Origin of the sequence: Streptomyces sp. NPDC001530, from assembly GCF_042894545.1 — a bacterium.
In the GTDB taxonomy this organism is placed as follows: domain Bacteria; phylum Actinomycetota; class Actinomycetes; order Streptomycetales; family Streptomycetaceae; genus Streptomyces.
Genome location: NZ_JBIAVS010000008.1, coordinates 175490 through 199828, shown reverse-complemented (window position 1 = coordinate 199828; position 24339 = coordinate 175490). Strand labels below are relative to the sequence as shown.

At 71.0% G+C, this 24339-nt stretch carries 21 protein-coding genes; 12 read left to right on the top strand and 9 right to left on the bottom strand.

Annotated features, from left to right (window positions below):
• Positions 1-17: 17 nt before the first annotated feature.
• Positions 18-1055 (bottom strand): ABC transporter ATP-binding protein, encoded by a 1038-nt coding sequence (locus ACFY0T_RS18115; protein WP_388870939.1) that lies wholly within the window; start codon positions 1053-1055, stop codon positions 18-20.
• 134 nt (positions 1056-1189) lie between these two features.
• Here ACFY0T_RS18115 and ACFY0T_RS18110 point away from each other — a divergent pair, with 134 nt between their 5' ends.
• Together ACFY0T_RS18110 and ACFY0T_RS18105 are read left to right on the top strand one after the other, a co-directional pair.
• Positions 1190-1996 carry a FadR/GntR family transcriptional regulator gene (locus tag ACFY0T_RS18110; RefSeq protein WP_388871538.1) on the top strand — a complete coding sequence of 269 codons (807 nt, stop codon included), beginning with the start codon at positions 1190-1192 and terminating at the stop codon, positions 1994-1996.
• On the top strand, positions 1953-2732 hold the full coding sequence (locus ACFY0T_RS18105) for a cache domain-containing protein (RefSeq protein ID WP_388870936.1): 780 nt from the start codon (positions 1953-1955) through the stop codon (positions 2730-2732). Before ACFY0T_RS18110 ends, ACFY0T_RS18105 begins: the two co-directional genes overlap by 44 nt.
• A gap of 162 nt (positions 2733-2894) precedes the next feature.
• Here the strand turns inward: ACFY0T_RS18105 and ACFY0T_RS18100 are convergent, their stop codons facing one another.
• Positions 2895-3551: a hypothetical protein gene (locus ACFY0T_RS18100; RefSeq protein ID WP_388870933.1), complete on the bottom strand. Its 657-nt coding sequence runs from the start codon at positions 3549-3551 to the stop codon at positions 2895-2897.
• A gap of 221 nt (positions 3552-3772) precedes the next feature.
• On the opposite strand from ACFY0T_RS18100, the gene ACFY0T_RS18095 reads away from it, so the two are divergent.
• The 4 genes from ACFY0T_RS18095 to ACFY0T_RS18080 are packed head-to-tail and all read left to right on the top strand — an operon-like array spanning position 3773 to position 7676.
• Complete coding sequence (locus ACFY0T_RS18095) at positions 3773-4429, top strand: helix-turn-helix domain-containing protein (RefSeq protein WP_388870930.1); 657 nt, start codon at positions 3773-3775, stop codon at positions 4427-4429.
• 32 nt (positions 4430-4461) lie between these two features.
• Positions 4462-4992 carry a toxin-antitoxin system, toxin component gene (locus ACFY0T_RS18090; protein WP_388871535.1) on the top strand — a complete coding sequence of 177 codons (531 nt, stop codon included), beginning with the start codon at positions 4462-4464 and terminating at the stop codon, positions 4990-4992.
• A gap of 13 nt (positions 4993-5005) precedes the next feature.
• Positions 5006-6214: an MAB_1171c family putative transporter gene (locus ACFY0T_RS18085; RefSeq protein WP_388870927.1), complete on the top strand. Its 1209-nt coding sequence runs from the start codon at positions 5006-5008 to the stop codon at positions 6212-6214.
• Positions 6198-7676 (top strand): FAD-dependent monooxygenase, encoded by a 1479-nt coding sequence (locus tag ACFY0T_RS18080; RefSeq protein ID WP_388870924.1) that lies wholly within the window; start codon positions 6198-6200, stop codon positions 7674-7676. Before ACFY0T_RS18085 ends, ACFY0T_RS18080 begins: the two co-directional genes overlap by 17 nt.
• Before the next feature lie 243 nt (positions 7677-7919).
• Here the strand turns inward: ACFY0T_RS18080 and ACFY0T_RS18075 are convergent, their stop codons facing one another.
• On the bottom strand, positions 7920-8954 hold the full coding sequence (locus ACFY0T_RS18075; protein WP_388870921.1) for an alpha/beta fold hydrolase: 1035 nt from the start codon (positions 8952-8954) through the stop codon (positions 7920-7922).
• A 284-nt stretch (positions 8955-9238) separates the two neighbouring features.
• On the opposite strand from ACFY0T_RS18075, the gene ACFY0T_RS18070 reads away from it, so the two are divergent.
• Entirely contained in the window at positions 9239-9475 is a 237-nt protein-coding gene (locus ACFY0T_RS18070) for a hypothetical protein (RefSeq protein WP_388870918.1), read from the top strand.
• A 146-nt stretch (positions 9476-9621) separates the two neighbouring features.
• Here the strand turns inward: ACFY0T_RS18070 and ACFY0T_RS18065 are convergent, their stop codons facing one another.
• Positions 9622-10311 carry a 4'-phosphopantetheinyl transferase gene (locus tag ACFY0T_RS18065; RefSeq protein ID WP_388870915.1) on the bottom strand — a complete coding sequence of 230 codons (690 nt, stop codon included), beginning with the start codon at positions 10309-10311 and terminating at the stop codon, positions 9622-9624.
• The gene (locus tag ACFY0T_RS18060; protein WP_388870913.1) at positions 10259-11167 is read right to left on the bottom strand and encodes a metallophosphoesterase family protein; all 909 of its coding nucleotides are present in this window, start codon (positions 11165-11167) and stop codon (positions 10259-10261) included. The genes ACFY0T_RS18065 and ACFY0T_RS18060 overlap by 53 nt, the downstream gene beginning before the upstream one ends.
• A 300-nt stretch (positions 11168-11467) precedes the next feature.
• Here ACFY0T_RS18060 and ACFY0T_RS18055 point away from each other — a divergent pair, with 300 nt between their 5' ends.
• The 3 genes from ACFY0T_RS18055 to ACFY0T_RS18045 all read left to right on the top strand — a co-directional run bounded on the left by ACFY0T_RS18055 (position 11468) and on the right by ACFY0T_RS18045 (position 15582).
• Positions 11468-12631: an ATP-grasp domain-containing protein gene (locus tag ACFY0T_RS18055; RefSeq protein ID WP_388870910.1), complete on the top strand. Its 1164-nt coding sequence runs from the start codon at positions 11468-11470 to the stop codon at positions 12629-12631.
• A gap of 130 nt (positions 12632-12761) precedes the next feature.
• Entirely contained in the window at positions 12762-14444 is a 1683-nt protein-coding gene (locus ACFY0T_RS18050; RefSeq protein ID WP_388870908.1) for a carbohydrate binding domain-containing protein, read from the top strand.
• A gap of 115 nt (positions 14445-14559) precedes the next feature.
• Positions 14560-15582, top strand: a complete 1023-nt coding sequence (locus ACFY0T_RS18045) for a D-cysteine desulfhydrase family protein (RefSeq protein WP_388870905.1) — start codon at positions 14560-14562, stop codon at positions 15580-15582.
• A 4-nt stretch (positions 15583-15586) separates the two neighbouring features.
• Here the strand turns inward: ACFY0T_RS18045 and ACFY0T_RS18040 are convergent, their stop codons facing one another.
• From ACFY0T_RS18040 to ACFY0T_RS18025, 4 genes are all read right to left on the bottom strand, one after another.
• Complete coding sequence (locus ACFY0T_RS18040; protein ID WP_388870904.1) at positions 15587-16471, bottom strand: sulfotransferase family protein; 885 nt, start codon at positions 16469-16471, stop codon at positions 15587-15589.
• A 153-nt stretch (positions 16472-16624) separates the two neighbouring features.
• A complete protein-coding gene (locus tag ACFY0T_RS18035; RefSeq protein ID WP_388870901.1) occupies positions 16625-19708 on the bottom strand; it encodes an alpha-mannosidase in 3084 nt (1027 codons plus the stop codon).
• 28 nt (positions 19709-19736) lie between these two features.
• Complete coding sequence (locus ACFY0T_RS18030) at positions 19737-21074, bottom strand: 6-phospho-beta-glucosidase (protein ID WP_388870898.1); 1338 nt, start codon at positions 21072-21074, stop codon at positions 19737-19739.
• A 51-nt stretch (positions 21075-21125) separates the two neighbouring features.
• Positions 21126-21875 (bottom strand): DeoR/GlpR family DNA-binding transcription regulator, encoded by a 750-nt coding sequence (locus tag ACFY0T_RS18025; RefSeq protein ID WP_388870895.1) that lies wholly within the window; start codon positions 21873-21875, stop codon positions 21126-21128.
• A gap of 126 nt (positions 21876-22001) precedes the next feature.
• Between ACFY0T_RS18025 and ACFY0T_RS18020 the strand changes: the two genes are divergently transcribed.
• Entirely contained in the window at positions 22002-23009 is a 1008-nt protein-coding gene (locus ACFY0T_RS18020; protein ID WP_388870893.1) for a carbohydrate kinase family protein, read from the top strand.
• 43 nt (positions 23010-23052) lie between these two features.
• Positions 23053-24339, top strand: a complete 1287-nt coding sequence (locus ACFY0T_RS18015) for an ABC transporter substrate-binding protein (RefSeq protein ID WP_388870891.1) — start codon at positions 23053-23055, stop codon at positions 24337-24339.

The following is a 24339-nucleotide window of genomic DNA, read 5'->3' as shown; positions in this document are numbered from 1 at the left end:
ACTGAGCGTGGGGGGGGTCAGCGGGGGTCGGGGACCTTGAAGGAGTGGCGGCGGTGCCACTGGAGGCGGACCCGGGTGCCGCGGTAGGCGGCGACGTCCTCCGAGGAGGTCTCCAGGTTCTGCTGGAGCGCGGTGAGGCGGCCGCCCGCGTCGAGGTCCACGAGGAAGCGGGTGGCGTCGCCCAGGTAGACGACCTCGGCGACGGTGCCGGTGGCGGTGGAGTGCTCGGGCTCGTCGGCTTCGGCGGACTCCTTGAGGACCCGGATCTTCTCGGGCCTGATGCTGTACGTGCCCGGGGCGCCGACGACCTGCCGTGCGGACTGGCCCTCGAGCAGGTTGGATGTGCCGACGAAGCCCGCGACGAAGGGCGTGGCCGGGCGTTCGTAGATCTCGGCCGGGGTGCCGACCTGTTCGATGCGGCCCTGGTTGAAGACGGCGATGCGGTCGCTCATCGTCAGGGCCTCCTCCTGGTCGTGGGTGACGAAGACGAAGGTGATGCCGACCTCGCGCTGGATCGCTTTCAGCTCTACCTGCATCTGCTCGCGCAGCTTGAGGTCGAGGGCACCGAGCGGCTCGTCGAGCAGCAGCACACGGGGGCGCCCGACCAGGGCGCGGGCAAGCGCGACCCGCTGGCGCTGGCCTCCGGAGAGCTGGCCGGGGCGCCGCTTGCCGAACCCTTCGAGGCGTACGTCGGCGAGCGCCTTGCGGGCCCGTACCAGCCGCTCGGCCTTGCCCACCTTGCGGACCTTGAGGCCGTAGGCGACGTTCTGCTCCACGGTCATGTGCGGGAACAGCGCGTAGTCCTGGAAGACGGTGTGCACGTCCCGCTCGAAGGGGGCGAGCCCCGTGACCTCCTGGCCCGCCAGCTCGATGCGGCCCGCGGTGGGGCTTTCGAAGCCGGCGATCATCCGCAGGACGGTCGTCTTGCCCGAGCCGGACGGGCCGAGCATCGAGAAGAACTCGCCGTCGGCTATGTCCAGATCGACTCCGGCCACGGCGGTCGTCTCACCGAACGCCTTCTGCAGGCCCTGGAGCCGGATCGCCATTGCCTCCATGGGCGGGGAACCTTTCTGGTGCGCTGAAACGTTGGAACGTTGCACGGAAAGATATGAAGTCATAGTTCAAAGCTCAAGACCCCCTTAGAGTAAAGGTTGAGTCAACGCACAAGGTGGTGGCCGTGAAGCAACACATGGGCGACGGTGTCCGAAGAGCCGTCTTCACCCCCGTGGACAACCGCGCCCGGGTCGAGACGGTCGTCCGCAGGCTCGGCGACGCCATCGAGCTCGGACTGCTCGCCGACGGGGAGCAGCTGCCCGGCGAGATGGAGCTGGCCGGGCAGCTCGGCGTGTCCACGGTCACCTTGCGCGAGGCACTCATGGCGCTGCGGCAGCAGGGGCTGGTCACCACGCGCAGGGGGCGCGGCGGCGGCAGCTTCGTGTCCCTGCCCGAGGTCCCCGGCGAGGAGCGACTGAAGGCCCGGCTGGCCGGCTGGAGCACCGAGGAACTGCGCGATTTGGGCGATCACTGGGCCGCCGTGTCGGGAGCGGCCGCGGGGCTGGCGGCGCAGCGCACGGAGCCGGGCGATCTCCAGCAGCTGCGCCGCACGCTGGAGGAGCTGGCGTCCGCCGAGGACGCCGCCGCGCGCAGCCGCCTCTACGGCCGGTTCCATGTCGAGCTCGCCGCGGCGGCGCAGTCCGCCCGGCTGACCCGCGAACAGGTCGCGCTCCAGACCGAGGTGGGCGCGCTGCTGTGTCTCGTGCTCGGGGACGACGAATATCGTGAAGAAGCCGCCGACCGTCACCGCTCCGTAATCTCCGCCGTGCAAGATGGGGCCCACGAATCGGCCAGAGCGCTGGCCGAGCGGTGCGTCCAGGAATCGACGGCGCGGCTCATCGCCCTGCGCCTCGCGATGCCGCGCGCCGTGTCCGGTCCCCGTGCGCTGGAGGGCACCCATGAGCAGGAGCCCCGGCTTGGCGGGCGCCGCGGCGACGCTTGACGCGACGCCGGAGGCGGCCGTCGCCGTCCAGGTCCGCTCCACCCTGGAGGCCGTGTTCGAGGCGGTCGCCGAGACCCGTGCCGATACGGCGGCCCTGCTCACCCGGGTCGCCGCGCGGGGCCGTCGCCCCGCGAGCGTGGATCTGGCCGCGCTGCGCCCGGGGCTGCATCTGCGGCTCGCCCGGCAGGAGTTGGTGTCGGGCGTCGGGTTCGTCGCGGCACCGGGCCTGCTCGGTGACGTGCCGGCGTGGCTGGAATGGTGGCAGCAGGGCTCCGACGGGGACGTACGACCGCTGCTGCTCGACCTCGATCCGCGGCACTCCGCCTACTCCGACTACACACACTGGGACTGGTTCGCCCTCCCCCGCGACACCGGGCAGCGCGCGGTCGCCGGGCCCTATGTCGACTACCTCTGCTCCGACGAGTACAGCCTGACGCTGTCCGCGCCGGTGCAGGTGGAGGGCCGGTTCGTGGGGGTCGCCGCGGCCGACGTGTATCTGCGGCACTTCGAGGCGGCGGTCGTCCCGCTGCTCCAACGGCTGCCGGGGGCCGCCCACTTGGTGAACGCGCGCGGACGGGTGGCCGCGTCCGCCGATCCCGCGCATCTGGCCGGATCGCTCACCAAGGGTCCGGACCTCGGGGCCGTCCTGGCGTCGGCGCGGACCGCGCGCCTCGACGGGATGCGACTCGTTCCGTGCGACGGCGTGCCGCTCGTGCTCGTGATGCTGGACGACTAACCTCTCGCGGGCGGCATAGCCGGGCGGGGCTCGGACCGACGTACGGCCGGGGCGGAATCAGGTTGCCGTACGACTGGGCGGGTTCGGACCGATGTACGACCGGACGGACTCAGACCGCCGTACGGCCGGGCGGGCTCAGAACGCCGTACGGCTTGAGGCGGTTCAGACCGCCCGTAGCTCCGCCGCCCCGTTGCGGGTCTTGCGCGCCTTGCGCGGGCCCGCCGTCGCGTGCCGCGCCTCGCGCAGGACCAGTGTCATCCGCGTATAGCCCATGTCCTGAAGGGTCCTCGGGGTGTCGTCGACGATCCGGCAGTCCGTGCTGCCCCAGCGCGGGTCGGGGTGCACCAACGGGCGTACGGCGCCGTCGTGCTCGACGGCGTCCGGGCCGACCGCGCGGATCCAGTGCGGCAGTCCGTGCCGGTAGGCGGCATCCATGATCGGGTCCTGGGCGATGTCCCGGCGGATCGACTGGAGTCCGCGGTCCTGCCCGTGCCGCTCCACGGCGGCCGCGAAGTGGGCCAGCATCGGCAGACACCAGCTCGACTCGTGCTCGCCGAGCACGGTGCTCGCATCCGGATGGAACAGGACGAACCGGAGGAAGTTGTCGCCGGGCATGGCCGTCGGATGCGGGGCGACGCCGCCGAAAAGTGTCTCGAACGCGGCGTTGGACAGAACGACGTCCCAGCGGTGGTCGAAGACGATGGAGGGGAACGGGACGGCCTCCAGGAGGACGGCGTAGTCCTGGAGATACGCCTGAGCCTCGAGGCTCTCGGGGACAGGTCGCGGCTGGGACCGCTGCCTTCCTGCCTGGTACGCCATCGGGAGGTCACCCCTCTTGCCTCTGCGGCCTTCACGCGGCGCCCCGATCCTGCTGCCCAGGCCGTAGCCGTGTCAACTATCGTGGCATTTGGCGCCTGTTGACGGCTGAATCTCGCCACAGTTGTGGCGAGACCTGGATGTGAGTTCGAGCGAGAGGCTAGTCTCCGGATGGTTCCTGACCTTCGTGAGAGCGATCTGAGAGAGACGTAGGAGATCTGTCGGTGACGGATGGCTTCGAAGTTCCGGGCGCCACGGCGACGGTTCTGCTGCAGGCCGTCGTGGCCCGGGTCACCGCACTCGCCGACCGGCTCGGTGTGGAGCACGCCGAGGTCTTCGACGTCAAGCGCCTGTCGGCCGAGTCCGGCGTCCCCGAACCGGTGGTGAAGGCCCTGCTCAGCGGCCGCCCCGCCGGGGAGCCCGATCTGCAGGCCCGTTTTCTGCAACGCCTGGACCTGCTGCGCCGCACCCGGCTCAAGCCCAACGGGCGGCGGTACACCCAGCAGGAGATCGCCGACGGCGCCGGCATGTCACGCCAGCAGGCCGGGGCGCTCATCAACGGCGACCGGCGGCCCACCATGGAGCACTGCGACGCCATTCAGCGCTTCTTCCGGGTGCACGCCGGGTTCCTCACGGCCGAGGACTCCGAGGCGCTCGTGGGCGCCCTGCAACGCTCCGAGCAGGAGCTCCTCCAGCGACTCGCCGACCGCGAGCGCGCGGCGGCCTCGGTCGCGGACGACCCGCTGGAGCGGCTGCTCCTGGACCACGGCGTCCGCGGAATCGCCTGGCGGGCCGCGCAGTTGCCCACCGACCAGCACCGGGACAAGGTCGCCGAGTGGCTGGACATGCTCTTGGAGAGCGTCAAACGGCCAGAGTCGTGAGCCGGGGGAGAACTGTGGGCATCGGAAAGGAAATGCGCCGCCTGTGCGGCGAGTTGGTCGCGGAGCTCTCGCTCCCGGCACCGGCGGAACCCGCCGCCCTGTACGCGGCGCTGTGCGACGCGATGAGCAGACGCCGCGGCCGTCCCGTCCAGTTCCGTACGGCCGCGTTCCCGCCCGGCACCGCCAGCGGGCTCTGGCTCGACATGGCCGAGCAGGACCTCGTCGTCATCGAGGAACGCACCGCGCCCGACCACCAGCTGGTGATCCTCGGCCATGAGCTGTGGCACATGAAGGCCGGGCACTGCAGCCACCATGTCGAGGGCGCCGCCGTCGCGGCCCGCTTACTCAGCGACAGCGCGGATCTGCAGGCGACCGTCCTGAAGGTGGCCGCCCGCACCCGCTTCGACCTCGCCGACGAGAAGGAGGCCGAGAGCTTCGGTCTGCTGCTCGCCAGCAAGTGCCGTACATGGCTGGCCGGTTCGTCGCTGCGCGGACCCGTGCAGCGCGACGGTCTGGCCGGCCGTATCGAGGCGTCGTTGGGCTATCGCGGACCGCAGGGCTGAAGGCCCCGAGGACATGGACGGATCCAGCTACTACTTCCCTGCCGCCGCCATGGGCGCCGCCATCGCCTTCAAGGGCCCCGCGCTGATCCGCGGCTGGCGCGACCCGCTGCTGCGCTCCGTGGGCGTCCTCCTGGCGCTCGCGGGCCTGGTGTTCCTCTTCGCGGCCCCGCCGACCATCGCCGCGGTCAACGAGGTCACCGGGATACCCAACTTCTCGGCGCCACTGGTCTATTGCCTACTGAGCGCCTTCAGCGCGTCCTGTCTGGTGCTGATCATCAACTGGCGCGGCGGGCCGCCCGAGGTGACCCGGCGGCTCACCCGCCGCTGGATCGCCGCGTACAGCGTGGTGGGCGTGGCGCTGATCGTGCTGTTCGCGCTCGGGGACGCCCCCGTGGAGCGGCTGCGGGACCTCGACACCTACTACGCCAACACGCCCTTCCTGCGCGAGATGATCGTGCTCTACCTCGCGTCGCTCACCGTCGCGGGCGTCGCGATGAACGTCATGTGCTGGCGCTGGGCGGTCCAGGTGCACGGCTGGCTGCGGGCCGGGCTGCTGATCATCGCGTTCGGCTCGCTGTGCAACATCCCTTACGCGGTCGCCAAGTTCATCGCCGTGGTCGCCCGCTGGAACGGCGGGAACCTGGACGGCCTGAGCACCAACGTGGCGCCCGTACTGGCCTCCGTCGGGGCCCAGATCACCGCCGTCGGCTTCTGCGTGCCGCTCGCTTGCCAGCGCATCGGGGACAGCTGGAACACCTGGTCGACATACCGCCGGCTCGGGCCGCTGTGGCGGGAGCTGAAGCCGGTCTCCACGCACGAGGACCGCGCGGTGCGGATCTCCTGGTGGTCCCCCGCCGAACTCCAGGTCACCCAGCGGGAGTCCGACATCCACGACGGCATGCTCAGCCTGTACCCCTACTTCGACTCCGAGGTGCGCTCCCACGCCTACGACGCGGCCCTGGCGGCGGGTTCCTCGCCCGCCCAGGCGCAGGCCGAGGCGGACGCGGCGATGGTGACGGCGGCGGTGCGGGCCCGTGCCGCCGACCCGGAAGGCAAGGTCATCAACTCGGCGGAGGCGGCCACCGCCCCGTCGGCATCCACCGAAGGTCCCCGCGATCTCGTGCGGATGTCCCTCGCCCTGCGTCAGTCACCCGTCGTCGCGGCCGCCCGAGGGCAGGCCGCGACCAGGTCAGAGAGCGACTTCCATGAACGAACCAGCTAGCGCCTCCCGGGACGCGGCTTCACCGAACAGATCCGCCGACCCCGCCCACCGTCCACCGCGGGGTGAGGCTTCCCGTCGGGCCGTCGTCATCGGTGGGGGGCTGGCCGGCGTACTGGCCGCCGCCGCCCTGCACGAGTACGCCGACGTCACCGTCGTCGAGCGCGACGCGCTGCCCGACGGGCCCGAACCACGCAAGGGCCTCCCGCAGGCCCGCCACGCCCATCTGCTGTGGTCCGGCGGCGCCCGCGCGATGGAGGACCTGCTGCCCGGGGTGACCGACGCGTGGCTCACCGCCGGCGCCCGGCGCATCCCGCTGCCGACCGGCCTCGTCTCCATGTCGGCGCAGGGCTGGCTGCGGCGCTTTCCGGAAATGCAGTTCATGATCGCGTGCAGCCGGGATCTGCTCGACTCGGTCCTGCGCGCTCAGCTCCTCAAGAACGAGCGCGTCACCCTCCTGCAGCGCACCGAGATCCTCGGTCTGGAGGGCGGCGCCTCCCGGGTGACGGGCGTACGGGTGCGGACGCCCGAGGGCGAGGAGAGCGTCCTGGAGGCCGATCTGGTGGTGGACGCCTCGGGGCGCGGCTCACGGGCGAGCACCTGGCTCGACACGCTGGGCGTGCCCGAGGCGCCGATGGACGAGGTGGACTCCGGGCTCGCGTACGCCAGCCGGATCTTCCGCGCGCCCACGGGCGCCGAGGACTTCCCGGTGGTCAACGTGCAGCCGGACGCGGCGCAGCCGGTGCCGGGCCAGTCCTCGACCATCGTGCCCATCGAGGGCGGGCGCTGGCTGGTGACGCTCTCCGGCACGCGCGGCGGTCAACCGACCGGCTCCGCCGAGGAGTTCGAGGCGTTCGCGCGCGGCGTGCGGCATCCGGTCGTGGGCGAGCTGATCGCGCGCACCGAGCCGCTGACGGACGTCGTGCTCACCCGCTCCACGGTCAACAGACGGCGCTTCTTCGAGAAGGTGAAGGACTGGCCCGAGGGGTTCGTCGCGCTCGGCGACGCCGTCGCCACGTACAACCCGGTCTACGGGCACGGCATGTCGGTGGCCGCGCAGGGCGCCGTGGCGCTGCGCGGGCTGGTGGCCGAGCACGGGCTGACGGACCCGGGGCTCGCGCGGCGGGCGCAGCGTGCCGTGTCCCGTCCGGTGGCGGTCGCCTGGGAGCTGGCCACGGGCACGGACATCCGCTACCCGGGCGCGATCGGCAAGCAGCCGGGGGGCGCGCAGAATCTGCTCGGCCGATATGTGAACCGGCTGATGCTGACGGCGACCGGACGCCCGCTGGTCACCCAGGCCCTGCTCACCGTGATGACGCTGTCCGGGCCGCTCCCCGCCCTCTTCAAGCCCGAGGTCGCCCTCGCGGTGCTGCGCGGCCCGCGGCGCCCTCCGCCGGCCGAACCGCCCTTCACGGACAAGGAACGGGAAACGGCCCGCCGGGCCGAGTCACCCGCCAGAGGCTGACACCGCGCCCCGCGGGGAGCGAGCGGACGCCCATCGCACAACGCCCGCTCGCTGCCCGCACCGGGGGCCTCCCCCACCCCTCTGCAAGCCCAAGATCGCCTTCGCGGCGACAGGCGGCCCACTGCGACCCCGCCGGCTGGGCCGTCGTCCACGGCTCCGGACCCGCCCAGGGGCCGACGCCTGGACCCGCCGAGGCGGGCGGGCGTCAGGTCGCGCCGACGAGACCCGCCAGGGGCGCAGGCGTCACGTCGCGCTGCGTTCGCTCGCCTCCCGCAGGTCCCGTTCCACCGCGCGGTTCTGGGCCGTGTCCGGCTGCCCGGCCGCGGTGCCGGGGCGGCCGACGCGCAGCAGCTCCCGCCAGTGCTCGCGGCTCCAGTCGGCCGGGCTCGTGGTGCTGGTGAACTCCTCGACCAGGGCGAGGAAGCGCGCCGGGTCGCGGTGGAAGGGGAAGTGGCCCGCGCCCTCGAAGATCTCCAGGCGGCTGCCCGGCATCGCCTCGTGCGCCCCGTACGCGTGCCGTACCGGCACCACGCTGTCCCGGTCGCCCCAGAGCAGCATCGTGGGCATGCCCTCCGTGAGGTAGCAGCGGTCGAGCATGGTCACCGCCTGCCCGCGCCAGTCGACCACGGCGCGCAGGGTGCGGATGAAGGCGCTGCGGGAGGTCACGTCGGGCAGCGCGTCCACGAGGGTCAGCAACTCCGGTGCGTCCTGGCCGAGATCGGTGTCGAGAAGCCTCATCAGGTAGGCGAACAGGCCGACTTGGAAGCGCATGCCGGGCAGTCGCAGCGTGGAGAGCATGAGGTGGGCGCCGGGCAGCGAGACGGCGCGCAGTACGGGGTTGACCTCGCCTCCGACGCCACCCGCGCTGACCAGAATGAGCCGCTCGGTGCGTTCGGGGAACTGGTAGGCGAACTGCATCGCGACACCGCCGCCCAGCGAGTGCCCGACCAGGGTGGCCGATTCGATGTCGAGCGTGGCGAGCAGATCGCGCACCCCGTTGGCGTACGCGGCCACCGAGTAGTCGGCCCGCGGTTTGTCGGACGCCCCGTGGCCGAGGAGGTCGGGCGCGATCACCGTGTGGGTGCGGGCGAGGTCGGGGATCAGCTCCGCCCAGGTCGCCGAGGAGTCGCCGATGCCGTGGATCAGGACGAGGGCCGGGCCCTCGCCCGCCATGCGGTAGGCGCGCCGGTAGCCGTGCACGACGCGGTGGTGCAGGCGCAGTTCCCCGTCGCCCACCGAGCGCAGCCGCAGGCGCCGCGGAGGCGGTACGTCGACCACGGGGTCACCTCCTGTTCCCGGACCGCTGTGAAGTCGGCCCCAGGTCGCCTTGGCGGCGGCTTCCAAGCCACCGCCAAGGCGACCTCCAGCTCTCCACTCCAGCCTAGGGCGCCTGTCCCACAAGGGATTTCCGTGAGGTTTCGCCTCCGCTAAGCGGGCGAACCTCCGCGGACCGAAACGGGATTGTCAGTGCTGGACGGCAAGCTGGAGTCACGTACCGCCATGCACCACTTCATGTACCGCCATGTACCGCTACGACAAGCCGACCCGGGGAGAGCCGACCGATGCCGACCGCTGTACTGACCGACCGTGAACGCGCCGCCGTGCAGGCCTATCTCCGTCTCCTGCAGACCGTACGAGCCGCCTTCGACAGCCCGCCGGACGGGCGCCGACCACCCGTGGTGCCGCCCGCCGCGCTCGCCGAGGCGGAGCGAGCGCTGGCGGCGGCCGGGCTCGCGGGCAACGAGGAGGCGTTCTTCCGGCTGCTGCACACCTGGTGCCCGGAACCGGTTCAGGGATGAGGCATGGGGGCCGGAAGCCGACTCAGGCGTGAGGCACGGTGCCCGGCGCCCCTTCACGGGCAACGTACGGTGCCCGGCGCCGCATCACGGGTGTCGTACGGCGCCCCGCGCCGACTCACAGGTCACGTACGGCGCCCCGCGCCGAATCAGGCGTGTGGCACCGTGACCACGGTAGCCACCAGCTCCCGCTGGACGGTCCAGCGCCCGTCGAAGGCCCCGACGCGCTCGCCGCCCACCAGCGGTCCCGGCACCAGGAGTTGGGCGCGGAAGCGCCCTGACAGGGCGGGGCCGCCGGACGCGGGGCCCGGGAGGATGTCGATGTCCGCCTCCGAGAAGTCCAGCCACTTCTTGGTGAGCGGGAACCACGCCTTGTAGACCGACTCCTTGGCGCTGAACAGCAGCCGGTCCCAGTGGACGGAAGGTATCTCGGCGCCGAGGCGGTCGAGCCGGCCCACCTCGGTGGGCAGGGCCACGGCGTCGAGGACCCCCTCCGGGAGCGCCAGGTGAGGTTCGGCGTCTATGCCGAGGGAGGCCAGATCGGTGGCGCGGGCGAGCGCGGCGGCGCTGTAGCCCTCGCAGTGCGTCATGCTGCCGATCAGGCCCGACGGCCACTGCGGCGCTCCGCGTTCGCCCGGCAGGACGGGCCCCGGGGGCACACCGAGCTTCTCCATGGCGCGCCGGGCGCAGGTGCGCACGGCGGTGAACTCGCGGCGTCGCTTCCGCACGGCCCGCGTCAGGAGCGCCTGCTCCTCGGGGTACAGGGTCGCGCCCTCGGCCCCGTCGTCACCGTAGCTCTCCACGGCCACGACCGACTCCGGGAGCAGCTCCTCCATCACCGGCTCCGACCTCCATGGGCAGAATGCGGCGCAGTGTGCCCGGTGTTCCCGGTCGGTTGCGCCATTCGCGGGGGTAACCCACCGACACTTCTTCGAAGCGGACACCCTCGTGCCAGGTGGTCCGCGGGATGTGGAGATGACCGTAGACCATGGCCTCGACACGGAACCTGTGGTGCCAGTCGGCGGTCAGCCGGGTGCCGCACCACATCGCGAACTCGGGGAAGCGCAGGATGTCCGTCGGGTGGCGGTCCAGCGGGTAGTGATTGACCGGGATCGTGGGCAAATCGTCCGGCAGTTCGGCGAGCCTGCGCTCGGTCTCGGCGACCCGGGCGCGGCACCAGGCCTCGCGGCTCGGGTAGGGGTCGGGGTGGAGCAGGTGCTCGTCGGCGCAGATCACCCCCGTGCCCTGGGCGTAGGCCAGCCCCTCGTCCTTGGTCACGCAGCCCTGCGGCAGGAACGAGTAGTCGTAGAGCAGGAAGAGCGGCGCGACGACCGCGGGGCCGCCCGGGCCCTCCCAGATCGGGTACGGATCCTCGGGCGTCGTGACGCCCAACTCCCGGCACAGGTCCACCAGATGGTGATAGCGGTCGACGCCGCGCAGTTCCACCGGGTCCTTGGGGTGCGTCCACAGCTCGTGGTTGCCGGGCACCCAGATGACTTTGCGGAAACGGCCGCTGAGCGTTTCCAGGGCCCACCGGATGTCGGCGACGATCTCGCCGACGTCACCGGCGACCAGGAGCCAGTCGTCGTCCGTCTCGGGGCGCATCTTCTCGACGATGGCGCGGTTCTCGGCGTATCCGATGTGCAGATCGCTGATGGCCAGCAGGTTCCCGTGACCGCCGTCTGTCGACCGCACCTGTGCACACCCCCGAAGAAGACGATGGGAAACACAAGAACACATCCGCCCCCCACGGGACAAGGACGGCCCGCCCACGACCCTCCCCGGGTCCGGAACCCGGCGTCCGTGATCTCTTGTCGAGGGCTTCCGAAATCCGTAACACGCCCGTAGCAGCACAAGGGCCCCACGCCCCTTATGATCGCCCCAACACGGCCGCCACGAACCTGCTTTGGCGTACGGCGGCTTGGTGTTCCTCCCTCTCCCCTGGCCGGGCACGGCCTGCTCCGCCGTGCCCGCGAACCATGAAAGGTGGCCTGCATGGGCTCTCGCGTACGCGTCTGGCTCAACCGCACGTACGCGGAGAACGTGTTCTTCATGGATCAGCTGCGAAGTAATCCGCAGCATCGCGCGGTCGAGATCCATGCCACCCACGGCGACCCCGACTCCCCCGTGCTGGCCGCGGCCGACACCGCCGAGATGGAGCCGGAGGGCCTGTCCCCGCGCGCCTACGTCGAGTACGCCCTCGACCTGTGCGCACGGCGCTCCGTCGACGTGTTCGTGCCGGTCCTGCACCAGGCCGCCATCGTGGCGCAGCGCGCCGAGTTCGCCGCGCTCGGTACGACGCTGCTGGCGCCGCCCGCCGAGGCCGTGGCCGTCTTCCAGGACAAGGTCACCGCCTACGAGGCGGTCCAGGCGGTGGGCGTGCCGGTGCCGCCGTGGTGGCGGGTGCGCACCGAGGAAGAGCTGCTCACGGCGGTCGACGCGCTGGAATCCGCGGGCCACAAGGCATGCTTCAAGCCGGCGGCAGGGGCGGGCGGGGTGGGCTTCCGCGTCATCACGCGCGCCCCCTTCTCACTCATGCACCTCAACGGATTTCCCAGCCCGTACGTCCCGCTGAATCTGGTCGTGGACGCGCTGCGCGAGGCCGACCACCCCGTCGACTGGCTGGTGATGCCGCGTCTGGAGCAGCCGGAGGTGTCCGTCGACTGCCTCACCGGTCCCGACGGCCGGGTCCGCATGGCGGTGGGCCGCACCAAGAACGGGCGCCGCCGCGGGTTCACCCTCCACCCCTCCTGGATCGAGCCCGCGCGCCTGCTCGCGGAGGCGTTCGGACTGCACTATCTGACGAACATCCAGTTCCGCATGTACGGCGACGAGCCGGTCCTCATGGACGTCAACACCCGTCCGGCGGGCGGACTGCACCAGCTCGCGCTGTGCGGCGTCAACGCCCCCTGGGCGGCGGTGCAGTTGGCGCTCGGGGAGGAGACGGGCGAGGTGGTTCCGCCGTTCCTCGCGCAGGACTACACGGTGGTCTCTGGCCCCCGTCCGGTACGTCCGGTGTCGTTGCCGCAGCAGCGCACCGACACGCCCGCGCCCGTGCTGACCGACACGCCGGCACCCACACTGCCCGCCGTGCCCGCACCGTCCCCCGCCACCGAAAGTTCACCCGCCGGCGCCACCGCGGCCATCGCACCCGTCTGACGCCACCTCCACCCATCAACCGGTCTGGACCAATTCCCGCTCAGTGTCTTGACAGCGGGATTGGTCCATACCAACTTGGTTGCGCACCTCTCTGCACTCCCGAACACCCCCATTTCTTCAGGGAGATCGCGTGCGCATCACATACCTCAGACGTTCCAGACATCGCTTCTTCGCTCTGCTCGGCACCGCCGCCCTGGCCCTGGCCGGGGCGGTCGCCCTCCCCAGCACGGCCCACGCGGCCAACATCCTGACCAACCCCGGCTTCGAGTCGGGCAGCCTCTCCCCCTGGACATGCACCGGGAACCTGGGCTCGGTCGTCTCCAGCCCCGTGCACGGCGGTTCCAAGGCCCTTGCGGGGGCGGCGAGTTCGAGTGACAACGCTCAGTGCAGCCAGACCGTCTCGGTGCAGCCGAACACCACGTACAGCCTCTCGGGCTGGGTGCGCGGCAGCTATGTCTACCTGGGCGTGGACGGCGGTGCCTCGACCTGGACGACGTCCCCATCGGCGTACAGCCAACTCACCGTGTCCTTCACGACCGGTGCCTCGCAGACCAGCGCCAAGATCTACGTCCACGGCTGGTACGCGCAGGGCACTTACTACGCGGACGACATCAGCCTGGACGGGCCGGGCGGCGGTGGCTCCGACACCCAGGAGCCGACCGCGCCCACGAACCTGACCTCCACGGGCAAGACCTCGTCGAGCGTGTCGCTGTCGTGGGGCGCGTCGAGCGACAACGTCGGCGTGAGCGCGTACGACATCTACAGCGGCTCGAACCAGGTGCTCAGCGTGTCGGGCACGAGTGCGACGGTCAGCGGTCTCTCGCCGAGCACGGCGTACACCTTCACGGTGAAGGCGCGGGACGCGGCCGGGAACGTCTCCGCCGCGTCCAACTCCGTCTCCGTGACCACGAACGCGGGCGGCGGCGGCACCGGCTTCAAGCAGGCGGCGCCCTACCTCTACCTCGGCTGGGGCGATCCGCCGAGCGCGACCTCGGTGATGAGCTCGACCGGAATCAAGTGGTACACGATGGCGTTCATGCTCGACTCGGGCGGCTGCAACCCCGCCTGGGACGGCAACCGGCCGCTGACCGGCGGCAACGACCAGACCGTCATCAACTCCATCCGCTCCGCGGGCGGTGACATCGTCCCGTCCTTCGGCGGCTGGCAGGGCAGCAAGCTCGGCGCCAACTGCTCGTCGGCGAGCGCGCTCGCCGGTGCGCTGCAGAAGGTGATCGACGCCTACGGCCTCAAGGCCATCGACATGGACATCGAGAACACGGACGAATTCGAGAACGAGGCCGTCCAGGCCAGGATCCTGACCGCGCTGAAGACCGTCAAGGCCAACAACCCGGGCCTGAGGACGATCGTCACCTTCGGCACCTCGACGACCGGCCCGACCTACTACGGCAACCGGCTCATCGAGCAGGCGCAGTCGCTGAACGCCAACATCGACGTCTTCACGATCATGCCGTTCGACTTCGGCGGCGGCTCCGACATGTACGGCAACACCGTGGGCGCCACCGAAGGGCTGAAGGCCAAACTGAAGTCGACCTTCGGGTGGGACGACGCGACGGCCTACTCCCACATCGGCATCTCCGGCATGAACGGCCTGTCCGACCAGCAGGAGAACACCACTCCGGCGATCTGGACCCAGATCCGCGACTGGGCGAACTCCCACCACATCGCCCGGCTCGCCTTCTGGTCGGTCAACCGCGACCGGCCCTGCCCGGGCGGCGGCGTGGTGAGCAACTGCTCCGGCATCAGCCAGAACAACTGGCAGTTCACGTCCATCACGGCCGGCTTCACGGGCTGAGGACAGCCGACAGCACAGTGGCCGTGAGGTGGGTCGTCCGGTGCGTCCGGGCGGCCCACCGTCACGTCTGCCCGTTACGCTCCTCGCGACCCCGGCACCACCAGAAAGGCCCGCGGTGATCACGACTGGCTCCGACGACGGCACCCTGCCGCGCGCCCTTCTGGGCAGCTGGCCCACCCCCCTCGAACCCGCTCCCCGGCTGGCCCGCGCGCTCGGCCTCGGCGCGGACGACCTGTGGGTCAAGCGCGACGACCTCACCGGCCTGGGCGGCGGCGGCAACAAGATCCGCAAGCTGGAGTGGACGTGCGGCGCGGCCCTGGCCGAAGGCGCCACCACCCTGGTGACCACCGGCGCGCCGCAGAGCAACCACGCGCGGCTGACCGCGGCGGCCGGCGCCCGGCTGGGGCTCCGTGTCGTCCTCGTGCTCGCCGGTGCGCCCGGAGCGTCGGCCTCCGGCAATCTCGCGCTCGACGGGCTCTTCGGCGCCACCGTCGTCTGGGCGGGCGACGGCGAGGGGCTGGAGTCCCGGGCGCAGCGGGTGGTCGAGGAGCTACGGGGGCGGGGCGAGGTCCCGGCGCTGATCCCCTTCGGGGGGTCCAGCGCGCTCGGCGCCCGCGGCTACGTCGAGTGCGCCCGCGAACTCCTCGACCAGGCCCCCGACGTGGCGACCGTCGTCGTCGCGCTCGGCTCGGGCGGCACCATGGCCGGACTCGTCGCCGAGCTCGGCGGCGCACGCGTGCTCGGCGTGCACTGCGGCGCCGTCGCCGACCCCGCCAAGACCGTGTCCGACCTCACCTCCGAGCTGACCTCCGACCGGTCCGGGGCACCGTACGCGCCGCACGAGCTGCGGTTGCGGCTGCGGCTAGACCAGGTCGGAGACGGGTACAGCACGCTCACCGAGCCGGTCATGAGCGCCCTGACCCTGGCCGCGCGCACCGAGGGCATCGTCCTCGACCCGATCTACACCGGGCGCGCGATGGCCGGGCTGGTCGCAGCCGTCGAGGACGGCGACATCACCCCGGGACAGCGCACCGTCTTCCTGCACACCGGCGGTCTGCCCGGACTCTTCGGCCACCCCACGACACTCGCACGGGCGGAGGCCGCCCTCTACGGCGACTCGGGCGGGTCAGGCAAGTGACCGTTCAGTCCGCCTGGTACCCCCAGGCACGCGCCAACTCGGCCAGCCTGGGCGGCAGTTCGACGGTCGGATCGGCGCCCCGGGCGGGCTGTACGCGGCCCGACTTGATGGTCTCGCTCCAGTCGCCGAGCTGGGGGCGGAAGGCGCCGTGGTCCTGGGTGCCGTAGTCGAGCATGGCGGGCTCCCAGCCGACGCCGAGATAGTCGCAGACGCCGCGAGTGGTCGTCTCCGGGTCGGCGGTGAGCTGTTCATACGTGATCACGTGGGCGTCGAGGTTCTGGCGGGCCTCTTCCAGCTTCTCGCTGTAGTCGAGGACCTCGGCGGTGATGGCCTCGTGGTCGGGCTCCGAGCGGCGGTTCGTCAGCGAGGTGATGACCGCGCCCGGGTGGCGGAGCAGGACGATGTAGCGGGCGTCCGGCCAACATCGGTGCAGGCGGGGCCAGACCAGAGTGTTCGGCGGGGTCTTGTCGACGATGATCCGCTTGCCGCTGCGGGTGAGTTCGAGGTGCAGCAGCCGGTCCCACAGGGCGTGTTCCAGCTCGTCCTTGTCGAGTTCCAGCGCCCGCATGGCCTCCGCGGTGAAGTCGCGGGACAAGTGGACGTGGACGGTACGCAGATGCATCTCGTGCGGGGCCCGGATCTGGCTGTGGCTGTTGAGCAGGACCCGCAGCAGGGTCGAGCCGGAGCGCACGGACGAGAGCACGAAGACGGGCGAGTCCACCAGGCGCGGGGCGCGCGGGGCGACGTACGACCGCTCGTCAGGAGCCTCGGGGCTCCGGGGGGACGGCACGGCGTCCAGAATCCGCCTCGGCGGACGCACCGCCTCGGCCATCAGCCTCCCCCTGCGCCTCAGCCCCTTGCCGATCGCGGCCATACGCGGGTCTCGCACTGTGACACCTCTGTTCTCTCGTCTCCCCCGCATCACAGGGGGGAAGGAAGAATTCCAGGTGTCGCGCAGGGAACGTGCCGAAGTCACGGCGGCTGCCGCACCCGCCGTGACCTGGCCTCTTACCGCTTCCTTAATTCTTCGTGGGAAGTGCGGTCACTGTTTCCGCACAGCCAGGCGCACTGTCTGCACCTCGAAGGGACGCAGAGTGACGTGAACGCTGTCGTCGGCCGTGTCCGCCGTCGTCAGCGGGCGTTCCAACAGGTCGGTGACCTGGGCCCCGGCGAGCGGGAAGCCCGTGCGCAGCGTGCCCTGCGCCCGTCCGCCCCGGGACTCGTAGAGGCGTACGACGACATCGCCCGAGGCGTCGTCGGCGAGCTTGATGGCCTCGATCGTGACGCCCTCGCCGTCGACCGAGACGACGGGCTCGTCGGGACCCGCGGAATCGGCCACCCGTAGCGGCAGGTTGAGCGCGTAGCCCTCCGCGACCGCGTCCTCGATGCTCGCCCCCGGCAGCAGCGCGTATGTGAAGCGATGCTTACCCTGGTCGGCCTCGGGGTCGGGCACGCGCGGGGCGCGCACCAGGGACAGCCGGACGGTCGTCGTCGTACCGCCGTCCTCACGGACGGTGCGGGAGACGTCGTGGCCGTACGTGGAGTCGTTGATGACCGCGACGCCGTAGCCCGGTTCGCCGATGTGCACCCAGCGGTGGCCGTACACCTCGAAGCGGGCCGCCTCCCAGCTGGTGTTGGTGTGCGTGGGGCGCTGGACGTGGCCGAACTGGATCTCGGCGGAGGAGTGCGGGGCACGGATGTCCACCGGGAAGGCGGACTTCAGGATCTTCTCCGCCTCGTGCCAGTCGATCTCCGTCTCGATGTCGATACGGGGGCTGCCGGCGCGGACGGTGATCGTCTGCGTGATCTTCGAGCCCTTACCGAAGGCGCGCTCCACCCGGATGGCTCCGAGCAGCGGGTCCTCCTCGACCACCGTGATCGACTCGGCGTCGAGGAGGTCCGTGTAGCGGTTCTTGTAGTGCTTGTCGATGTCCCAGGCGTCCCAGTAGTTGGGGAGGTCGCTGTGCAGGCGGAGCAAGTTGCCCTTGTCGGCGAGGACTTCGCGGTTCGCCTTCAGGTCGCGCACGGAGGCCAGGGTGCCGTCTTCGGCCAACTCGACGCGGACGAGGCCGTTGTCGAGGGTGCGGCCCTCGACCTTTACGGGCTGCGGGGGCTGCCCCGTGCCGAGGGGGGCACTGCCGTTGGCGGGGACCTCGGTGTAGGCGAGGGTGCCGTCGGGGGCGCGGACGACCTCTGCGCGTCGGCAGGGGCTGACGTTGAATACAGAGGCGCCCGGCACCGCGGTACCAGCGGTAGCGGCGGTACCACCGCTACCGGCAAGTGCGGTTACCGCCTCTCGTGTCAGCGTCTCCAGCTCCTCCGCCACCCGCGCGTACTCCGCCTCCGCCTCCCGGTGCACCCAAGCGATCGACGAGCCCGGCAGGATGTCGTGGAACTGGTGGAGGAGGACCGTCTTCCAGAGGCGGTCGAGCTTCTCGTACGGGTAGGAGTAGCCCGGCGCGTGCAGCGCGGCGGTAGTCGCCCACAACTCGGCCTCGCGGAGCTTGTGTTCGCTGCGCCGGTTGCCCTGCTTGGTGCGAGCCTGCGAGGTGTACGTGGCGCGGTGCAGTTCGAGGTACAGCTCGCCGACCCATACCGGGGCGTCCGGGTACTCCTCGCGGGCGGCGGCGAAGAACGCGTCGGGGTGTTCGACGACGACCTTCGCCGAGCCCTCCAAGTCGGCGAGCCTGCGCGCCCGTTCCATGATCTCTCGGGTGGGACCGCCACCGCCGTCGCCCCAGCCGAAGGGTGCCAGGGACCGCGTGCCGCGGCCCTTGTCGGCGTAGTTGCGCACGGCGCGGGCCATCTCGACGCCGCTGAAGCGGGCGTTGTAGGTGTCGACGGGCGGGAAGTGGGTGAAGATGCGGGTGCCGTCGATGCCCTCCCACCAGAAGGTGTGGTGGGGCAGCTTGTTGGTCTGGTTCCAGGAGAGCTTCTGGGTGAGGAACCACTCGTTGCCGGCGAGCTTGGCGAGCTGGGGGTAGGCGGCGTTGTAGCCGAAGGAGTCCGGCAGCCAGACGCCCTTTGTCTCGATGCCGAAGTGCTCGATGAAGAACCGCTTGCCGTGGATGAGCTGGCGGGCGAGCGCCTCACCGCCGGGCAGGTTGCCGTCGGCCTCGACCCACATACCGCCGACCGGCGCCCACTGCCCCCGCTTCACCGACTCCTGGATACGGGCCCAGACCTGCGGGTAGTTGTCGCGCACCCACTCGTACTGCTGGGCCTGCGAGCAGGCGAAGATGAACTCCTCGTACTCGTCGGCGAGGGCGGTGACGTTCGAGAAGGTGCGGGACGTCTTGCGTTTGGTCTCGCGGATCGGCCAGAGCCAGGCGGAGTCGATGTGCGCGTGACCGACACCGGAGAGGGTGTGGGCGCTGGCGTGCGCGGGCTTGGCGAGGGCCGGGGCGAGCACCTCGCGGACGGCCGTCGCGCTGCCGGAGATGTCGTCCAGGTCGAGGGCGTCCAGGGCCCGGTCCAGGGTGTGCATGATCTCGTGGCGGCGCGGGTCGTGCTCCTCCAGCTCCACCATCAGTTCGCGCAGCACCTCGATGTCGAGGGCGAGGTGCCAGACTTCCTCGTCGAGGACGGCGAGGTCGGCGCGACGGAAGGTGTAGAGGGGCTTGTCGCCTGCGGTGAGGACATCGCCGAGCGGGGTCGGGCGTGCGAAGTCGTTGGCGAGGATGTCGGGGTTCGAGGCCGCCTCGACGAGGTAGTCGACCGATTCCCCGCCCGTCGCCGGGTTGCCGATCGGCACGTACTGGTTGAGCGGGTTGACCGCCTTCAAAGGCGTGCCGTCCGTGAGGTGGACGAGCGCCTCGGCCTGGTTGCCGGGCCAGTCACCGGTGAAGCCGAGGTCGATGACGGCCTCGACGCGCTTGCCCGCCCACTCGGCGGGGACCTGTCCGCGCATCCGGAACCAGGTGGTCCCCCACGGCGGGCCCCAGGGTGTGTCCATGGCGAAGGGTTCGTACGAGGCGGCCGCGGCCTCCTCGAACGGGACGGGTTCGCCCGGCGCCTGCCAGGCCTCGACGGCGAAGGGGACGGAAGCCGCGTAGATCGCGGGCTTGACGCGCTGATTGTGGATGCGCTCTACGCGCTCCTCGATCCGGCGGCGTTCGTCGTGCATGGGAAGTCTCCAGGAAGATGAAAAGCGCTTACTTGAGGTACGCCAAGCCTGGGTGGACCGAGGTGTAGCCGTCGACCAGTCTGCGCGCCACGTTCACGGAGTCCACGAGCGGGTGCAGGGCGAAGGCCTTCACCGCGGTCGTGCGCGAGCCCGACTCGGCCGCGGAAAGCACCTCGCGCTCCACCGCCTTCACCGAGCACACCAGCCCGGTGGCGTGGTCCGGCAGCGGGTCGACGGCGACGGGGTGCGCGCCGTTGGCGTCGACGAGGCACGGCACCTCGATGACGGCCTCCGTGTCGAGCACGCCGAGCGTGCCGCGGTTGCGGACGTTGAGGATGAGCGTGGTGCGCTCGTCGCGGGCGATGGCCCGCATCAGGGCGAGGGCGACCTTCTCGTAGCCGCCGGAGAGGTCGTCGGCGTCGCGTTCGCCCGCGCCGGCCGTCTCCCGGTTCTCGGACATGTACGTGGCCTCGCGCTCGGCACGGGTACGGTCCCAGGCCGCCAGCGCGGCGGCGTCCGGGCGCTTCATCTCGTCGTAGAAGTGCGCCTGCTGGTCCCGCAGGAAGGCGCCGCGGGTCCGCTCCGCCTCCTGGTAGGCGCGGACGGCTTCGCGGTTGAAGTAGTAGTAGTGCAGGTATTCGTTCGGGACGGCGCCGAGCGACTGGAGCCACTCCGGGCCGAAGAGCTTGCCCTCCTCGAAGGAGCCGAGCAGCTCCGGGTCGGCGAGCAGCCGCGGGAGTTCGTCGCGGCCCGCGATGCGCAGTCCCCGTACCCAGCCGAGGTGGTTGAGGCCGACGTAGTCGATCCAGGCCTCGCGCGGGTTCGCGCCGAGGACCTTGGCGATCCGGCGGCCGAGGCCGACCGGCGAGTCGCAGATGCCGATGACGCGGTCGCCGAGGTGCCGGGACATGGCCTCGGTGACCAGGCCCGCGGGGTTGGTGAAGTTGATGACCCAGGCGTCGGGGGCGAGGCGGGCCACTCGCTGCGCGATGTGGACGGCGACGGGCACCGTGCGCAGGCCGTACGCGATGCCGCCCGCGCCGACCGTCTCCTGGCCGAGGACGCCCTGGTCCAGGGCGACCCGCTCGTCCGCCGCGCGTCCTTCGAGGCCGCCGACGCGGATCGCGGAGAAGACGAAGTCGGCGCCGCGCAGGGCCTCGTCGAGGTCGGTGGTCGTCGTCACCTCGGGCGCGTCCGGCACGCCCGCCGCCTGCTCGGCCAGCACGCGGGCCACGGCGGAGAGCCGATCCGCGTCCAGGTCGTGCAGCACGACATGGGTGACGCGGCCCTCGGCGCGATCCCCGAGGAGTGCCCCGTACACGAGCGGGACGCGGAATCCGCCGCCGCCCAGAATGGTCAGCCTCACGCAATTACCACCTTTGCAGTTCGTGCATCGACGCAGGACTCGCGGCGAGGGTCACGCCACGACCACCTGCACGCCCGCTTCCTCCAGGGAGGACCGCGTCGCCGCGTCCACGGGCGCGTTCGTCACCACCACGTCCAGTTCCTCGGGGCCGCAGACCTTCGCCATGCCCGTCCCCGGGAACTTGGCCTGGTCGGCGAGCAGGACCACCCGCTCCCCGGCCTTGATCATGGCGCGCTTGACCGGCACCTCGACGACGGTCGTGTCCATCACCTGACCGCCCGGCCGGACCCCGCTGGTGCCGAGGAAGAGCCAGTCGGCGTGCAGCTGGCGCAGGTTGTCCTCGGTGAGGAAGCCGACCAGGGAGCGGTACTCGCGGCGGACCATGCCGCCGAGCAGCACCAGCTCGATGTCCTCATCGTCCGCCAGTTCCTCATAGACCACCAGATTGCTGGTGATCACCGTGATCCGGCGGCCGTGCAGCTGTCTGGCCAGCCGGTACGCGGTGGTGCCGATGTCCAGGAGTACGGACTGGCCGTCCTGGATCATCGACGCGGCCTTCGCGGCTATGGCGTCCTTCTCGGGCACGCGGACCTCGGCGACCTCGGCGAAGGGCTGGTCGCCCTCGTCCACGACCGCGCCGCCGTGCACCCGCGTGAGCAGGCCCTCCTCCTCCAGTTTCACCAGGTCACGGCGGACCGTGGCCGGGCTCACGCCCAGTTGTTCGGAGAGATCGGTCACGGCCGCGGGACCGCCGGAGCGCAGGGCCCGCAGGATGAGTTGATGTCGTCGCTCTGCCAGCACGCCATGAACACTACTCGTCATTCTCAATCATTTCTATGCTCACTTCTGCTCGACTCTTGCCAAATTCCCGAGAGGCGCGCACGATCCTGTGCACCGCTTGCAGACTTTTGACGAGAGGATGCGCCCGTGGGCGACGAACGGCCCGATGTCCTGCTGACCGGGCTGCTCTTCTACGACCTCGTCCTCACCGGACTGGGCAAGCCGCCGACGCCGGGTGAGGAGATCTGGACCGAGGGCATGGGCGTGAGCCCCGGCGGCATCGCCAACCTGGCCGTCGCCGCCTCCCGTTTCGGCCTGCGCACCTCCCTGGCCACGGTCTTCGGCGACGACTCCTACGGCGCGTACTGCCGCGAGGTCCTCGCCGACCAGGAGGGCATCGACCTCTCGCTCTCCCGCACCGCGGACGGCTGGCACACCCCGGTCACCGTCTCGCTCGCGTACGGCCATGACCGCGCCCTGGTCACCCACGGCCAGGAACCCGCGTACTCGCAGGACGTGCTGATGGGCGACCCGCCCGAGGCGCGCACCGCCCTCGTGCACATCGAGGCCGAGCCACGCGCCTGGCTCGCCAAGGCGGCCGCGAACGGCACGCAGATCTACGCGGACGTCGGCTGGGACCCCACCCAGCAGTGGTCCACGGACCTCCTCGACCAGCTCTCCCTGTGCCACGCCTTCCTCCCCAACGAGGCCGAGGCGATGGCGTACACGCGCACCGACACCGCGGTCGCGGCGCTCGGCACGCTCACCGAACTGGTGCCGGTCGCCGTGGTCACGCGGGGCGGCGACGGCGCGGTCGCCGTGGACCAGACGACGGGCGAGTACGCGGAAGTCCCCGCCCTCGACATCGATGTCCTGGACGCGACGGGCGCCGGAGACGTCTTCGGCGCGAGCTTCGTCGCGGCCTCGCTCGGCGGCTGGCCGCTGGAGGAGCGGCTGCGCTTCGCCGTCCTCGCCGCCGGACTGTCCGTGCAGCGGCACGGCGGTGCGCTGGCCGCGCCCGGCTGGTACGGCGTCGACCGCTGGTGGCGCTCCCTCGAAGATCCCGAACTGCGGCGCGCGTACGGCTTCCTGGCCGACCGGATCCCGGCCGACCCGGGGCCGCCGGTCCGCTACGCACCCGTCACCCCCCAATGATCCGCACCCCCCGAAATCAAAGATCCGAAAGGCGGTGGGAGCTGTGCGGCTCTCACGAAGAGGCCTGCTGCGCGCGGGCCTGGCCGGTACGGCCGCCACGGCGCTCGGCGGCCTGGCGACCGGCTGTGCCGTTCCGACCGGCTCGACCGGCCGGAACATGGTCATGTGGTACTGGAGCGGCGGGCTGAGCCCCAAGGTCGTCCAGGACGCCAAGGCCCGCTACGACAGCGCGGTGAATCTGCAGGCCATCCAGATCGGCGGCTACTACCGCTCGAAGCTGATGACCACCATGACCGGACGCGCCCACATCCCGGACATCGCCGGGCTCAAGGGCGAGGACATGGCCTCGTACCTGCCGAACTCCGACCAGTTCGTGGACCTGCGCACGCTCGGCGCCGACCAGCTCAAGGACCGGTACCTGCCCTGGAAGTGGGACGAGGGCATCGCCGAGGACGGCTCGATGGTGGGCTTCCCGATCGACTGCGGCCCGGTCGCCCACTACTACCAGCCGGCCACCTTCGAGAAGGCCGGACTGCCCTACGAGCCCGAGGACGTCTCCAGGGAGCTGGCCACCTGGGAGCAGTTCATGGCGGCCGGTGAGCAGCTCAAGAAGCGCGTCCCCGGCGCGTTCATCCTCACCGACGCCCTCAGCATCTACGGCATCTCGATCAACCAGACGACCAAGCGGTTCGTCGACAAGGACCGGCACTTCATCGGCGACCAGGAGCATGTGCGCACCGCCTGGGACCGTGCCGTCGAGGCCACCCGCCGCGGACTGGTCTCGAAGATCGTCAACGGGACGCCGGACAACATCTCGGCCACCGAGCGGGGCCTGCTGCCCAGCCAGCTCAACGCCTCCTGGGCGGCTGGCGACATCAAGCTCAACACGCCGAAGACCAAGGGCAAGTGGCGGGTGGCGAGCTGTCCGGGCGGCCCGTCGAACATCGGCGGCTCGTTCCTGTCGATCACCAAGGCGTGCCGGGAGCCGGAGAAGGCCTTCGAGATGATCACCTGGATGCTCGACGCGAGCAACCAGGCGCAGGGTTTCGTCGACTCGGTGCTCTTCCCGTCGACTCCGGCTTCGTACCGCATGAAGAAGCTGCGCGAACCCGACGCGTTCTTCGGCAACCAGATCACCATGGACGTCTTCGGACCGGCGGCGGAGAAGATCCCGGTCGCCTACAACAGCCCGTACGACGTCGCGCTCAAGACCCCGATCGACGACGAGCTGCGGAACTTCTCCGTCCTCGGCAAGGACGAGAAGCAGGCCTGGAAGGACGCCATGAGCAAGTGCCGGCGCATCGCGGACCACCTGGGGGTGAGTTACTGA

Excerpts from the sequence above, each read along its gene's own strand:
- ACFY0T_RS18080 (WP_388870924.1), top strand. The coding sequence starts at position 6,198 with ATGAACGAACCAGCTAGCGCCTCCCGGGACGCGGCTTCACCGAACAGA.
- ACFY0T_RS18090 (WP_388871535.1), top strand. The coding sequence starts at position 4,462 with ATGCGCCGCCTGTGCGGCGAGTTGGTCGCGGAGCTCTCGCTCCCGGCA.
- ACFY0T_RS18055 (WP_388870910.1), top strand. The coding sequence starts at position 11,468 with ATGGGCTCTCGCGTACGCGTCTGGCTCAACCGCACGTACGCGGAGAAC.
- ACFY0T_RS18100 (WP_388870933.1), bottom strand. The coding sequence starts at position 3,551 with ATGGCGTACCAGGCAGGAAGGCAGCGGTCCCAGCCGCGACCTGTCCCC.
- ACFY0T_RS18115 (WP_388870939.1), bottom strand. The coding sequence starts at position 1,055 with ATGGAGGCAATGGCGATCCGGCTCCAGGGCCTGCAGAAGGCGTTCGGT.
- ACFY0T_RS18035 (WP_388870901.1), bottom strand. The coding sequence starts at position 19,708 with ATGCACGACGAACGCCGCCGGATCGAGGAGCGCGTAGAGCGCATCCAC.
- ACFY0T_RS18105 (WP_388870936.1), top strand. The coding sequence starts at position 1,953 with ATGAGCAGGAGCCCCGGCTTGGCGGGCGCCGCGGCGACGCTTGACGCG.
- ACFY0T_RS18085 (WP_388870927.1), top strand. The coding sequence starts at position 5,006 with ATGGACGGATCCAGCTACTACTTCCCTGCCGCCGCCATGGGCGCCGCC.
- ACFY0T_RS18070 (WP_388870918.1), top strand. The coding sequence starts at position 9,239 with ATGCCGACCGCTGTACTGACCGACCGTGAACGCGCCGCCGTGCAGGCC.
- ACFY0T_RS18110 (WP_388871538.1), top strand. The coding sequence starts at position 1,190 with ATGGGCGACGGTGTCCGAAGAGCCGTCTTCACCCCCGTGGACAACCGC.